This is a genomic window from Streptomyces sp. NPDC048411 (assembly GCF_040704695.1).
Classification (GTDB): domain Bacteria; phylum Actinomycetota; class Actinomycetes; order Streptomycetales; family Streptomycetaceae; genus Streptomyces.
In genome coordinates this window covers 1-13952 of record NZ_JBEZKL010000170.1, presented here as the reverse complement: position 1 = coordinate 13952, position 13952 = coordinate 1, and the positions used below count along the sequence as shown (strand labels likewise).

The window sequence follows — 13952 nt, the reverse complement described above, 5'->3', positions numbered from 1 at the left end:
GGCACCTCCGCGTACACCTGGCTCAAGGTCCCCGTCACCGAGAACCCCGACCACATGGCGCGCCCTTACGGGTTGACGCACAACGTCACGAGTTGGCGCAGTAGTTGCCGAAGGTGGGGTTCAGCAGCCCGATCACGGAGACCGTGTTGCCGCACAGGTTCACCGGCACGTGCACGGGAACCTGGATGGTGTTGCCCGAGATCACACCGGGGCTGCCGGCCGCGGCACCCTGGGCGCCCGAGTCGGCGACGGCCATACCCGCACCCGCGATTACCAGACCACCGGTGACTGCCGCAGCGGCGACGATCTTCTTGATCATTATTCCTCCTAGTTGGCAATGCGGTCCCAGCCGCGGACCGCATCACCTGTAACGAGGAATAAGTAGCCGGGCTACGAGGCGACGACCCCTTTCACTCGTTCCGGTCACGTACGTACACGCTGGCGATTGTCGGCGGAACAGAGCGCGGTAATTCAGCAGTTGTCGATGAAACGGTCGAGCACCCGCGCACCGAACTGCAGGCCGTCGACCGGTACCCGCTCGTCGACACCATGGAACATGCCCGCGAAATCGAGCTCCGGCGGCAGCTTCAGCGGAGCGAACCCGAAGCAGCGGATACCGAGGTCGGCGAAGGACTTGGCATCCGTGCCACCGGAGAGCATGTACGGGACGGCGCGGGCGATCGGATCCTCCGCCTTCAGCGCGACCTGCATCGCGTCGACCAGGGAGCCGTCGAAGCCGGTCTCCAGAGCCTTGTCGCTGTGCACGTCCTCGCGCTTGACCCGCGGGCCGAGTATCCGGTCCAGGTCGGCCAGGAACTCGTCCTCGAAGCCGGGCAGGAAACGACCGTCGACGTGGGCGACGGCCTGGCCGGGGATCACGTTCACCTTGTAGCCGGCGCCGAGCATGGTGGGGGCGGCGGAGTTGCGGAGGGTGGCGCCGATCATCTTGGCGATGCCGCCCAGCTTGGCGAGCGTGGCATCCATGTCCTCCGGGTCGAGGGAGGTGCCGAGCGCGTCGGACAGTTCGTCGAGGAAGGACCGCACCGTCTTGGTGACCCTGACCGGCCACTTGTGCCGGCCGAGCCGCCCGACCGCCTCGCAGAGCTCGGTGATCGCGTTGTCACCGTTGGTCATCGAGCCGTGCCCGGCGGTGCCGTCCACGGTGAGCCGCATCCAGTGGATGCCCTTCTCGGCCGTCTCCACGAGATAGAGCCGCAGCTTCTCGTTGACCGTGAAGGAGAAGCCGCCGACCTCGCCGATCGCCTCGGTCACGCCGTCGAAGAGGTCCGGGTGCTTGTCGACGAGATACCGCGCACCGTACGTACCACCCGCCTCCTCGTCGGCGAGGAAGGCCAGCACGATGTCGCGCGGGGGCTTGCGGCCGCTGCGCATCCGGTCACGGACGACCGCGAGGGTCATGGCGTCCATGTCCTTCATGTCGACGGCGCCGCGCCCCCATACACAACCGTCCGCGACCTCGCCCGAGAACGGGTGGTGCGTCCAGTCCTGGGCGTTGGCCGGGACGACGTCGGTGTGCCCGTGGATGAGCAGCGCGGGCCTGGACGGGTCCTCGCCCTCGATCCGGGCCACGGTCGAGGCACGGCCCTTGTGGGATTCGAAGATCTTCGGTTCGAGCCCGACCTCGGCGAGCTTCTCCGCGACGTACTCGGCGGCCGCCCGCTCACCCGGGCCGGAGTGGTCTCCGTAGTTGCTGGTGTCGATCCGGATCAGCTCGCGGCAGAGGTCCACGACCTCGTCCTCGCCGGACGGGCCACCGGCCTTGTTCGTCTCGCTCACGCTGCTTCCTTCCACTCTCACCCTGCTGCTCCCCCACATCCTCCCGCGCCCGGCCCGCACACCCAAGGGCGCCTGTCCCCCGTCACGCGCCGTTCACACCGCCAGGGGCGTGATCGACCACCCCCGAATGTTTGCTATTGTTTTCCACGTCGGAACGGGCACGGCCCGCGAGACAGACACCTTGTCCGGGTGGCGGAATGGCAGACGCGCTAGCTTGAGGTGCTAGTGCCCTTTATCGGGCGTGGGGGTTCAAGTCCCCCCTCGGACACCAGAAGGTCTCCTTTCACGGGAGATGGAGCGGATGCGGGTCGAGGATCACCTCGGCCCGCATCCGCTTTTTGGTGCAGTGCCCGGCGCCGTCACACTCCGGCCGGAGCGGGTGGCGCGGCCGGGGGGCCGCCGCAGGTGCGCCGGACTCCCGTGAGCCGACGGGTCGGTGTCCGAAAGTGAGCCGCTTCGCGCCACACCTCCAAAGGAGGGGATCACCGAACGCGGCGGGCGGGCCGGACCGGCGCGCGGAACGGTCGCGGCGGGAAGGGAACCTCACACGACCGGGCCGGTGACACCGCGACCGGCGCCGGCGCTCCGGTGCGCATCGGTGGTGGTGGCGGTCGGTCCGGGGCTGCCGCCCTCACTCGACGAGCTGGTAGATGCTGTCGGCGACCAGCCACAGCCCCAGCAGAAGTGACAGTGACACGATCGCCTGGTCCTGATGGGTGTCGAGCCAGTCGCGCAGCCCTCGCAGCTTGGCCTCTGCCGCGACGGGCGAGAAGGTGGTGTACAGCTCCATCGCCAGCATGCTGGACGTGGCCAGCACGCAGAACCCCGTCAGGGCCAGCGTGGACGCGATCGAGGAGAGATTCGCGTCCACTGCCGTGGCGGCACCGGCACCGACCATGGCCCAGGGCTGCAGCAGGATCGCCAGTCCGGCCGCCGTCCATCCGGACACGCGGTCCGGTCTCTCCATCCACTTGGGTGCGTGGCGGGGGCGGGGCGGACGGCGCCTCTTGCGTTCGCCGTACGCGACGAGCCCCAGGCCCAGGGCCAGCTTGCCCGCGAGCGCCGCGGTCGACGGAACGCTCTGGCGTGCCGGGGGCGTGCCGCCGGTCAGCAGGATCACGGCGGCGATCACCATCAGGAGGCCGGCAAGCCACGACAGGATGAACACCAGCCCCCTGCGTACCCCTCTTTCGGCGGTCAGCAGCAGAATGAAGGCGCTGTTGTGCAGGGGCCCGAGCGTGATGGCGGTGCCGATGACGACGAGGTCAACGACCATCGCTGCCAGCCGCGCAGCCGGTCCCGTCCCGAGGCCCGAGGCCAGGGGTATCGGGCGCGCCGGACGGCAGAGCCCCCGCCTCGCCCCGGTTCTCGGCCGTCGTCGCCTTCCCGTGGTGTCGGCCGACAGCCGGAGACCGGACCGGGCGTGCGCGGGCGCGGGTCGTGGTGGGGACGTCGGGTCGCACATATCGACTGTGTTGGCCGGACATCACCGCGTCAAGCCGGCCACGGCGCCGATGGGCCGAATGCGTCCGGCGGACCGAGGGCCCAGCGGGCGATCCGGCGCAGGATCAGCCGGCGCGCGAGCCGCGCACGCGAGCGCCGACCGCGCCCCCTCGCGAGGCCGTTCCCCGTCCGCGACCACGTCGCGACCGGAACTCTCCTCGCGGGTCACCGCTGCTGTTGTCGAGCCGGTGTCTCGCGGTGTTCAAGGCCGTCCATAGGAAGATCGAACAGGCGGCGAGCGAGGTCGCGTTGGCCCGGCTCTCCCGCGAGGAGCGTCACGCCGCCCAGGCTCATGAGCACGTCGCCCGGGCCGATGTCCGGGCGGATCGTTCGCCCGGCGACATCTGCCGCCATGAGCGTGGTCGGCGCTCATCCGGGGCCGACGCCTCCGACCCCTTGTTGAAACGGTTCATTCATGGTTAACGTCCTGCACCGACAGCGAACCGGGCGTTGCCGAGCAAGGAGAATCATGAGCCGCACGCATACGCACCCCCGCCCCTGGTACATGGACGTGTCCCCCGGATCGGGCGGGCTGCCGCCCCGGTCCTGGTACGCGGGGTCGGACGCCGGGCGGATGTCGTTGAACGGGGAGTGGCGGTTCCGGCTCTCGCCGACCGCTTCCGCCGAGGACGCCTCGTTCGCGCAGTCCGGGTTCGACGCGTCCGGCTGGGGAACGGTCGCGGTGCCCGGGCACTGGGTGCTGCAGGGAGCAGGGGGAGCTCCTGCGTACACGAACGTCGTCTACCCCTTCCCTGTCGATCCGCCGCTCGTACCGACCGAGAATCCGACCGGGGACCATCTGCTGGCCTTCGATCTGCCGGCCGGGTGGCCGGAGGGCGGCGAGTGCGTGCTGCGGTTCGACGGGGTGGAGTCCGCCGCCCGGGTCTGGCTCAACGGCGAGGAACTGGGGGATTTCAAGGGGTCCCGGCTGCCGCACGAGTTCGCGGTCGGCGGAGTCGTGCGGGCCGAGGGCAACGTACTGGCCGTGCGGGTGCACCAGTGGTCGTCCGGGAGCTATCTGGAGGACCAGGACCAGTGGTGGCTGCCGGGGATCTTCCGGGACGTCACGCTGCTGCACCGGCCGGACGGCGCGCCCCGGGACTTCTTCGTGCACGCCGGCTACGACCACCGCGCCGGGACCGGGACGCTGCGGGTGGCGTGCGACGGCGCCGAGGGGCGGGTCCTGGTGCCAGGGCTGGGGGTCGATGTCGCAACGGACGAGGCGGTGACCGTGCCGGTCGAGCCGTGGACCGCCGAGACGCCCCGGCTCTACGACGGTGAGCTGGTGACGGCCGGTGAGCGGATACCGCTGCGGATCGGGTTCCGTAGCGTCGCCGTCGAGGACGGGCTCGTCAAGGTCAACGGCCGGCGGGTGCTCTTCCGCGGGGTGAACCGGCACGAGTTCCACCCCAGGACCGGGCGGACCGTGGACGCGGACACGATGCGGCGCGATCTGGTGCTGATGAAGCGGCACAACATCAATGCCGTACGGACCAGCCACTACCCGCCGCACCCGGCGTTCCTGGATCTCTGCGACGAGCTCGGGCTCTGGGTGATCGACGAGTGCGATCTGGAGACACATGGCTTTGTCGACCTGGAGTGGCGCAACAACCCGGTCGACGACGAACGGTGGACCCCGGCACTGCTCGACCGGGCCGCACGCATGGTGGAGCGCGACAAGAACCACGCCTCGGTGATCATCTGGTCGCTCGGCAACGAGTGCGGGTCGGGGCGCGGGCTCACGGCGATGGCCGAGTGGGTCAAGGACCGGGATCCGGACCGGCTGGTGCACTACGAGGGCGATCTCTCCTGCAAGGACGTCGACCTGTACTCGCGGATGTATCCGACCCACGCCGAGGTCGAGCTGATCGGGAAGCGGGCCGAGGACTCGTGGAGCGACCCGGCGCTGGACGCCCGGCGGCGCGCGATGCCGTTCATCATGTGCGAATACGGACACGCGATGGGCAACGGCCCCGGCGGACTGAGCGAGTACCAGCGGCTCTTCGAGCAGTACGAGCGCTGCCAGGGCGGGTTCGTCTGGGAGTGGATCGACCACGGATTCGCCCACCCCGAGCACGGCTTCGCCTACGGCGGGGACTTCGGCGAGGAGCTGCACGACGGCAACTTCGTCTGCGACGGACTGCTCTTCCCGGACCGCACGCCCTCCCCCGGGCTGATCGAGTACAAGAAGGTCATCGAGCCGGTACGGATCGAGGCGGGGACGTCCGCGGGAACCGTCCGGATCGTCAATGGGTACGACTTCGCGGACCTCGGCCACCTGGAGTTCGTCTGGTCGCACGAAGTGGACGGGGGGCTGCGCGCATCGGGCCCGCTCACCGTGCCCGGCCTGGCGCCCGGAACCCACGCCGAGGTGGCACTCCCGGAGGGCGGCGAGGGAGTGTGGACCGTGCGGGCGGTGCTCGCCGAGGACGCCGCGTGGGCCGGGCGCGGGCATGTGGTGGCCTGGGGGCAGCAGGCGGTGGGGGCGGTGGTGCCGGCTGCGGCCTCGGTGGGCTCGCGACCGGAGACGGCTGACGGGGTGATCGTCCTCGGGCGCGGTGTCTTCGATGCGGCGACCGGGGCGTTGGTCCGGCTCGGGGACGTACCGGTGGAGGCGCCGCGGCTCGATGTGTGGCGGGCGCCCACCGACAACGACAACGGTGCGGCCTGGCAGCCGGACGAGCGGTACGGGCTGCGGTGGCGGGAGTTGGGGCTGCACCGGATGCGCCACCGGACCGACGCCGTGGAGGTGGGCGAGGACTCGCTGACCGTACGGACACGGGTGGCGCCTGCCGGGGTGGATACGGGGCTGCGCACGGAGTACCGGTGGACCGCCGACGGAGAACGGCTCGGGCTCACCGTGTCCGTGGCGCCCGAGGGCGAGTGGCGGGTGCCGCTGCCCCGGCTCGGGATCCGGTTCGGGCTGCCTGCCGCGTACGGCGGGGCGCGGTGGTTCGGCGGCGGGCCCGGCGAGGCGTACCCGGACACCCGGGCCGCCTCGATGCTCGGGCGGTGGGAGATGTCCGTCGACGCGATGCAGACCCCGTACGTCCGGCCGCAGGAGAACGGCGCCCGGGCCGACGTCCGCTGGGCGGAGCTGACGGACGGCGACGGTGCCGGGGTGCGCGCCGAGGGTGGCGCGCCGTTCTGGTTCTCCGCACGGCGGTGGACGAGCGAGCAGCTGGACGCCGCGGAGCACGGGCCGGATCTGGTGGCCGGGGAGACCGTCTGGGTCCACCTGGATCATGCTCTGCAGGGCATCGGGTCGCAGTCGTGCGGGCCGGGGGTGCTGCCGGAGTACCGCCTCGACGCGGCCGTGACGGAGTTCTCGTTCGTGTTCTCACCCGTGGGGTGAGGTACGGCTCGTTCCCGGTCCGGTGGCCGCCGGACCGGGAACTCGTGCCGGTCGGCGCAACAGGTGTGCGGGGACGAGGTGTTGGGCGCGCAGGCCGTCGCGGACCGGCGCGGCGCACTCGGTCGCTCCGCGCTCCGGGGTGTGCGGTCCGACACCGCCGGTGAGCTGCGCCGACGCTGTGACAGGATGACCGGCATCATGACCACCAGCACCGTCAGCAGCTGCCGCGCCCCGGGCGCCGACGCACCGGCCGGGACCTCGCGATGAGGGGCCGGGCGAAGCCTCCGTCGGCGCCCCTGCCGCAGCGGGACGGCATCGACCCGGTGCGGGTACGGCTCCCCGAGGATCCGGGCGGGGAGTGGGTGACGGTCCGTGACCATCTGCTGGCGCGGTTCGGCGGTGCGATCGGGGCGGACCGGGTGGACGCCATGCTCGCCGAGGGCAGGTTCGTCTCGGTGCAGGGGCCTGTGGCACCCGACGAGCCGTACACGGCGGGCCGGTATCTCTGGTTCCACCGGGACTTCGAGCCCGAGGAGCCGGTACCGTTCCCCGTCGGTGTCGTGTACCGCGACGCGCATCTCGTCGTCGCCGACAAGCCGCATTTCCTCGCCACGACACCGCGCGGCCGGCACATCACCGAGACAGCGGTGGCCCGGCTCCGCCGCGAGCTGGATCTGCCGTCGTTGCAGCCCGCGCACCGGCTGGACCGGCTGACGGCGGGCCTGGTGCTCTTCGTCGTACGGCCCGAGGAGCGGGGCGCCTACCAGACGCTGTTCCGCGACAAGCGGGTGCGCAAGGAATACGAGGCGGTGGCACCGTACGACCCGGCGCAGACCTTCCCGCGCACCGTACGCAGCCGGATCGTCAAGGAGCGCGGGGTGATCGCGGCCCGGGAGGAGCCCGGCGAGGCGAACAGCGAGAGCCGGATCGAGCTGCTGGAGCACCGGGCGGGGCTGGGCCGCTACCGGTTGCTGCCCGCCACCGGGCGCACCCACCAGCTCCGGGTCCATATGAACAGTCTGGGTCTGCCGCTCGTCCATGATCCGGTCTATCCGGTGGTCGAACCGGAGGGGGCCGCGGACGACTGGACGCGTCCGCTGCAGCTCCTTGCCCGGGTGCTGGAGTTCACCGATCCGGTCACGGGCGGGCCGCGCCGCTTCGAGAGCGGGCTGCGGCTCTCCGCGTGGCCGGACCGGTGATCCCCTGACGTCAGTGCCCGCGGGCGATCCACTCGTCGAGGTGCGGCGCCTCGGCGCCGATCGTGGTGGAGTCGCCGTGTCCGGTACGGACGGTGGTGTCCGCCGGCAGTGCGAGCAGCCGGTCCCTGATCGACGCGACGATCGTCGGGAAGTGCGAGAACGACCGCCCGGTGGCGCCGGGCCCGCCCTGGAAGAGCGTGTCCCCGGTGAAGACGGTGGACAGCTCGGGGGCGTACAGGCAGACCGCTCCCGGGGCGTGGCCGGGCGTGTGCAGCACCTGGAGCGTGGTCCCGGCGATCTGCAGCTCCTGGCCCTCCGCCAGTTCGGCGTCGGGCGTGCGGTCCGGGTGGGTCTGCTTCCACAGCGGCAGGTCGTCGGGGTGCAGCAGGATCGGCGCACCCGTGGCGTCGGCGAGGGCCGGGGCCGCGTCGATGTGGTCGTTGTGGGCGTGCGTGCAGACGATGGCGCGCAGCGTGCGGCCGCCGAGCGCGTCCTCGATGGCGACCGGATCATGGGCGGCGTCGACGACGATCGCCTCGGTGTCGTCGCCGATGATCCAGACGTTGTTGTCGACGTCCCACTCGCCGCCGTCGAGGGCGAAGGTGCCGGAGGTGACGAGGTGGTCGATGCGGGCCGTCATCAGAACACCACCACCGAGCGCAGCACGTCGCCCTCGTGCATCCGGGTGAATGCCTGCTCGACGTCGCCGAGCCCGATGGTCTCCGTGACGAACGCACCGAGGTCGATCCGGCCCTGCTGGTGCAGGTCGATGAGCATCGGGAAGTCGCGCGAGGGCAGGCAGTCGCCGTACCAGGACGACTTGAGCGAGCCGCCGCGGCCGAACACGTCGATCAGCGGCAGTTCGAGCTGCATCTCCGGGGTGGGGACGCCGACCAGGACAACCGTGCCGGCGAGGTCGCGGGCGTAGAACGCCTGCTTGTACGTCTCCGGGCGGCCGACCGCCTCGATGACGACATCGGCGCCGTTGCCGTCGGTCAGGGCGCGGATCGCCTCGACGGGGTCGGTGGTACGGGAGTTGACGGTGTGTGTGGCACCCATCTTCTTCGCCGTGTCCAGCTTGCGGTCGTCGATGTCCACCGCGATGATCCTCGCGGCGCCGGCCAGCCGGGCCCCCATGACGGCCGCGTCGCCGACACCGCCGCAGCCGATGACGGCGACCGAGTCGCCACGGCCGACCTCGCCGGTGTTGATCGCGGCTCCGATGCCCGCCATGACGCCGCAGCCGAGCAGCCCGGCGGCGGCCGGGGAGACCTCGGGGTCGACCTTGGTGCACTGGCCCGCGGCGACCAGGGTCTTCTCCGCGAACGCTCCGATGCCGAGCGCGGGCGACAGCTCGGTGCCGTCCAGCAGCGTCATCTTCTGCTTGGCGTTGTGCGTGTTGAAGCAGTACCAGGGGCGGCCGCGCCGACACGCCCGGCACTGCCCGCAGACCGCACGCCAGTTGAGGACGACGAAGTCGCCGGGCTCGACGTCCGTGACCCCCTCGCCGACGGACTCCACGATGCCCGCGGCCTCGTGGCCGAGCAGGAACGGGAAGTCGTCGTTGATGCCGCCCTGCTTGTAGTGCAGGTCGGTGTGGCAGACGCCGCACGTCTGGATCTTCACCACGGCCTCACCGGGACCGGGGTCCGGGATCACGATCGTCTCGACCCGTACCGGCTCGTTCTTTCCCGGTGCGATGACCCCTTGCACCTGCTGCGCCATACCGTGGTCTCCCTTGTCGTGACGGTCCCGGCTTCTCTGATGTTCGACCGGCATTCGAAGATCGAACACGAACAACCGTACGCGGTCGTGGGCGTCCCGGCAGCGGCGGCACGGTGGTGCGCGGGAGGCGGCCCCCACCAACGGCTCCGCGGGGGCCGCCTGCCGGCGGGTCAGGCCTCCATGTCGTGGACCCGGCGCCCGCCGACGTACGTCTGGAGGACGCGGGTGGCGCCGATCTCCTCGGGCGGGCCCGCGTACGGGTCGCGGTCCAGGACCACCATGTCGGCGAGGGCCCCGGCGCGCAGCGAGCCGGTGTCGTCCAGGTGGTTCACATAGGCCGAACCTGCTGTGTACGCGGCGATGGCGGCCGTGAGTCCGATGCGCTCCCCCGGCAGGAAGACCGGCCCCTCGCCGTCCGGTGCGATCCGGTTGACCGCGGTGTGGATGCCGTGCAGCGGGTCGGCACTGCTGACCGGCCAGTCGCTGCCGGCCGCGACGGTCGCGCCGGAGCGGAGCAGTGCGCCGAACGGATACTGCAGCGCGGCCCGTTCATCGCCCAGGAAGGGGATGGTCAGCTCGTCCATCTGCGGTTCGTGGGCGGCCCAGAGCGGCTGGATGTTGGCGGTGGCGCCGAGCTCCCGGAACCGGGCGATGTCGTCGGGGTGGACGATCTGGAGGTGGGCGAGGTGGGGGCGGGTGTCGGTACGGCCGTTGGCGGCACGGGCGGCCTCGACGGCGTCGAGTGCCTCGCGCACGGCGCGGTCGCCGAGGGCGTGGAAGTGCGTCTGGAAGCCGAGTGCGTCCAGTTCGGTGACATACCGGCGCAGTTCGACGGGGTCGACGAAGCTGGTGCCGCTGTTGGCGGTGGCGCAGCCGCAGGCGTCGAGGTACGGGGTGAGCAGGGCGGCGGTGCCGGTTTCGGCGACCCCGTCCTGCATGATCTTCACCGAACCGGCGCGGAACCGTCCGAAGGTCAGCTCCTTCCGCCTGGCGACGAGTTCGGGGATCTGCTCGGCGCCGCGTTCGCGGTCCCACCACAGGGCGCCGACGACCCGGGCAGTGAGCGAGCCGTCCCGGGCGGCGGTCAGATAGGCGTCGGACACGTCGTCCATCGAACCGTAGGCGCCGACGATGGCGTCCTGCCACGCGGTGATCCCGTACGAGTGGAGCAGGCGCTGGGCACGGAGCAGGCCGGCGAGCCGGTCGGCAGGGGTGGAGTGCGGGGTGTGGCGGGCAACCAGGTCCATGGCGCCCTCCTGGAGGAGTCCGGTGGGCTCGCCCCGGTCGTCGCGCTCGATGCGGCCGTCGGCGGGGTCCGGGGTGTCCCGGGTGACGCCGGCGAGCGTCAGAGCGCGGGTGTTGGCCCAGGCGCCGTGGTGGTCGCGGTTGACCAGGAAGACGGGCCGGTCGGGTACGACGGTGTCGAGCTGGTCCCTGGTCGGGCTGCCGCCGTCGAAGGCCTCCATGGACCAGCCGCCGCCGGTGATCCACTCCTGGTCGGGGTGGCTGTCGGCGTACGCCCGCACGGCGGCGAGCGTGTCCGTCGCCGTACGGGTGTCGGTGAGGTTGCACTGGGCGAGCTCGAGACCGGCTGCTACGGGGTGGACGTGCGCGTCCTGGAAGCCGGGGACGAGCAGCCGGCCGGCGAGGTCGACGACTTCGGTTCCGGGGCCGATCAGTTCGCGCACCTCGTCGTGGCCGACGGCGGTGATGCGGTCGCCGGTGACGGCGACGGTGGTGGCGCGGCTGCGCGCGGCGTCCATGGTGAGGACCGGGCCGCCGGTGAGGACGAGATCGGCGGGGGCGTGGTGCATGGGTTGTTCCGTTTCGGTGAGGGCCGTGCGGGGCGCGAGAGTGGCAGGAGTACGGGGGTCAGGCCATTTCGACGACTGCCGGTTCGACGACTGCCGGTTCGGTGGCCGCGAGGGAGCGGCCGGTGGTGAAGTACGGGGACTTCCTTACCCACTTGGCCCAGGCCGCCGCACCCACACCGGTCAGCAGCATGACCGCCGGGCAGAACAGCATGAACCAGCCGTTGTCCGGGTTGATCTCGAAGTGGTCGGCGGAGGTGTAGAAGGTCCAGCAGAGGTAGCCGCCGAGGCCGAGCAGCGCGACGGCACTGAGCACCGGGATCACCACGGCCCGCAGGGCCTCGGTCCAGCTCTCGCGCAGCGCCCCGCGGAAGCGCGCGGCAGCAGCCAGTGCGGTGAGCGCGTAGTACAGCGAGACGACGACACCGATCGCGTTGACGGAGGCCAGGATGAGGTCGCCGACCTTCGGAATGACCAGGGACAGGACGGCGACGGCGGCGGCGATGCAGCCGATCGCGATGGTTCCGGCCACCGGTGTGCCGTACCGCGGGCTGACCTTGGTCCAGATCGGTCCGAGGGTGCGGTCCCGGCTCATCGCGAACATGCCGCGCACCGTGGGAATCACGCCGGACTGGAGCGAGGCGATGGCGGAGAAGGTGAGGGCGATCAACGGGAGTGCGGCGAGCGGCTGGGCGGCGAGCCGGTCGCCGAAGTAGGTGAGTCCCTGGGCACCGTGTCCGGTCAGCTCGTCCAGCGAGAGGACACGCTGGAAGGCGAAGGAGCCGAGGAGGAAGAGGCCGAGCATGGTGACCAGAGTGATGAGTCCGGCCCTGGAGGCGTCCTGCGGGTCGCGGACCTCCTCGTTGACGCTGAACGACGACTCGAACCCCCAGTAGCAGAAGACCGAGAGAAGAAGCCCCTGGGCGAACTGCTGTCCGGAGGGGATGGTGAACGGGTTGATCCAGTCCAGGCTGAACGGGTGCGAGCCGACGGCCAGTCCGTATCCGCAGAACCCGAGGAGCACGGCGTACTCGAAGACGAGGAGGTATTTCTGCACGTTGGCAGCGGACCTGGTGCCGATGATCGCGGTGACGGTGACGGCGATGAGGACGACGATGCCGAGGACAGTCGACTGGGCGGTGGAGCCCGGGTCGAGGCGGAGCCCGGCGAGCTGGTGCAGCCCGCCCTCGCTTGCGAGTTGGAGCAGTGCGGAGCCGGTGACGGTCGTGGTGTACGCGAGGAAGACGACCGTGGAGACGATGCCGATCCAGCCGACGAGGAAGCCGAGCCAGGGGCTCAGGGAGCGGCCGACCCAGACATAGCCGCTGCCCATGTTGGGCTCGACCCGGTTGAGCCGGGAGTAGGCGCCAGCGATGCCGAGGATGGGCAGGAACCCCAGCAGCATGATGATCGGCAGGTGCAGTCCGACGGCGCCCGCGGTGACACCCAGGCCGATGCCGATGCTGGTGGTCGCGGCGGTGGAGGAAGCGGCGATGGCGATTCCGTCGACGACGCCGAGGCTCTTCTTGAGGGTCGAGGCGGCTGGTGGGTCGCTGCCGTACGGGGTGGGTGAGACCGTCAAGGTGACTCCTTCGCCGAGGGGCACTTTTCGGCCCCGATGGCGGAACATCGAACTCCTCGAGGGTTCCGCGCGTCAACGTCGTTGTCATAAGGTGCCCGCATGAGCGCGAGCGAGCGGGTGGTGCCGGAGAGCGCACGGCGCCGCAGGCGCCCCACCAAACAGGGCACGGTGCTGTCGGAACAGCTGATCGTCAAGACGGCGCTGCGGCTGATCGGCGAGCACGGGGCGGCGGCGCTCACCGTGCGCCGACTGGGCGCGGCACTGGGCTGCGACCCGAGCGCGGCCTACCGGTACTTCCGGGACACGGACGAGCTGCTGCTGGCAGTGGCCGACGAGCTGATCGGCCAGACCCTGCGCGACTGGCGGGCCACCGGGGACTGGCGGGCCGACCTGCGTGACCTGGGGCTTCGCATGCACGCCAACTATCTGGCGCATCCACAGGCGGCGATGCTGACGTGTGCGCGGGTCACCGGTCGTACGCATGAGATCCAGGCCGTGGAGGCCGTCCTCGGGCTTCTGCGCGGAGCGGGATTCCCGGACGGGGAGGCGGCGCGGATCTACCACGTGTTCGTGGACCTGACGCTGTCGTTCGCCGCGTTGGACGCGTCGACGCTGGTGCTGTCGGAGCGGGCCCGCACGCTGGAGGTCCAGGCGTGGCAGGAGACGTACGCACGACTGCCGGCCGCCGAGCATCCGAACATCGCGGCGATCGCGCCGGTCCTGGTGGCGGAGATGAACCGAAGCGGGTATGCGGCGGCGCTGGAGATGGTGCTCGCGTCAGCCGCCGGCCGGCTGCAGCATGTGAAGTCCGGGCACTGACCGACGAGTCCGGGCCCCGGCCCGCGGTTGCGGGGTGGGTCCCCGCAGGGCACGTGCCCGCGGTCCAGGGCCTGTTCTGAGTTCCCCGTCGTCCGCGCGAAGCGCGGGCGCAGCGGTGGTCGGTGCGTGCGATCGGCGTGCGGTGTCGCAGGTCATGTGGC

11 protein-coding genes and 1 tRNA gene are annotated in these 13952 nt (G+C 71.0%); 4 read left to right on the top strand and 8 right to left on the bottom strand.

Features of this window, described 5'->3' with window-relative positions:
• Nucleotides 1-85: 85 nt before the first annotated feature.
• The gene (locus AB0915_RS34895) at nt 86-319 is read right to left on the bottom strand and encodes a chaplin (protein ID WP_366694898.1); all 234 of its coding nucleotides are present in this window, start codon (nt 317-319) and stop codon (nt 86-88) included.
• 152 nt (nt 320-471) lie between these two features.
• On the bottom strand, nt 472-1797 hold the full coding sequence (locus AB0915_RS34890) for a M20/M25/M40 family metallo-hydrolase (RefSeq protein WP_366694897.1): 1326 nt from the start codon (nt 1795-1797) through the stop codon (nt 472-474).
• A gap of 183 nt (nt 1798-1980) precedes the next feature.
• On the opposite strand from AB0915_RS34890, the gene AB0915_RS34885 reads away from it, so the two are divergent.
• Nucleotides 1981-2068: transfer RNA gene (locus AB0915_RS34885), tRNA-Leu, on the top strand.
• Between the two features lie 360 nt (nt 2069-2428).
• On the opposite strand, the gene AB0915_RS34880 is transcribed toward AB0915_RS34885, so the two are convergent.
• On the bottom strand, nt 2429-3073 hold the full coding sequence (locus AB0915_RS34880; protein ID WP_366694896.1) for a GAP family protein: 645 nt from the start codon (nt 3071-3073) through the stop codon (nt 2429-2431).
• A gap of 392 nt (nt 3074-3465) precedes the next feature.
• The gene (locus AB0915_RS34875) at nt 3466-3654 is read right to left on the bottom strand and encodes a hypothetical protein (protein WP_366694895.1); all 189 of its coding nucleotides are present in this window, start codon (nt 3652-3654) and stop codon (nt 3466-3468) included.
• A gap of 115 nt (nt 3655-3769) precedes the next feature.
• Between AB0915_RS34875 and AB0915_RS34870 the strand changes: the two genes are divergently transcribed.
• Together AB0915_RS34870 and AB0915_RS34865 are read left to right on the top strand one after the other, a co-directional pair.
• Nucleotides 3770-6655: a glycoside hydrolase family 2 TIM barrel-domain containing protein gene (locus AB0915_RS34870; RefSeq protein WP_366694894.1), complete on the top strand. Its 2886-nt coding sequence runs from the start codon at nt 3770-3772 to the stop codon at nt 6653-6655.
• 263 nt (nt 6656-6918) lie between these two features.
• Complete coding sequence (locus tag AB0915_RS34865) at nt 6919-7854, top strand: pseudouridine synthase (protein WP_366694893.1); 936 nt, start codon at nt 6919-6921, stop codon at nt 7852-7854.
• A gap of 10 nt (nt 7855-7864) precedes the next feature.
• Here the strand turns inward: AB0915_RS34865 and AB0915_RS34860 are convergent, their stop codons facing one another.
• The 4 genes from AB0915_RS34860 to AB0915_RS34845 form a co-directional block, all read right to left on the bottom strand.
• Nucleotides 7865-8494, bottom strand: coding sequence for an MBL fold metallo-hydrolase (locus AB0915_RS34860; protein ID WP_366694892.1), 630 nt, complete (start codon nt 8492-8494; stop codon nt 7865-7867).
• On the bottom strand, nt 8494-9579 hold the full coding sequence (locus AB0915_RS34855; RefSeq protein WP_366694891.1) for an S-(hydroxymethyl)mycothiol dehydrogenase: 1086 nt from the start codon (nt 9577-9579) through the stop codon (nt 8494-8496). The genes AB0915_RS34860 and AB0915_RS34855 overlap by 1 nt, the downstream gene beginning before the upstream one ends.
• 170 nt (nt 9580-9749) lie before the next feature.
• Nucleotides 9750-11393 carry an amidohydrolase gene (locus AB0915_RS34850; protein WP_366694890.1) on the bottom strand — a complete coding sequence of 548 codons (1644 nt, stop codon included), beginning with the start codon at nt 11391-11393 and terminating at the stop codon, nt 9750-9752.
• A gap of 58 nt (nt 11394-11451) precedes the next feature.
• Nucleotides 11452-12972 carry an APC family permease gene (locus AB0915_RS34845; RefSeq protein WP_366694889.1) on the bottom strand — a complete coding sequence of 507 codons (1521 nt, stop codon included), beginning with the start codon at nt 12970-12972 and terminating at the stop codon, nt 11452-11454.
• Between the two features lie 99 nt (nt 12973-13071).
• Here AB0915_RS34845 and AB0915_RS34840 point away from each other — a divergent pair, with 99 nt between their 5' ends.
• Nucleotides 13072-13791 carry a TetR/AcrR family transcriptional regulator gene (locus AB0915_RS34840; RefSeq protein WP_366694888.1) on the top strand — a complete coding sequence of 240 codons (720 nt, stop codon included), beginning with the start codon at nt 13072-13074 and terminating at the stop codon, nt 13789-13791.
• Nucleotides 13792-13952 lie beyond the last annotated feature (161 nt).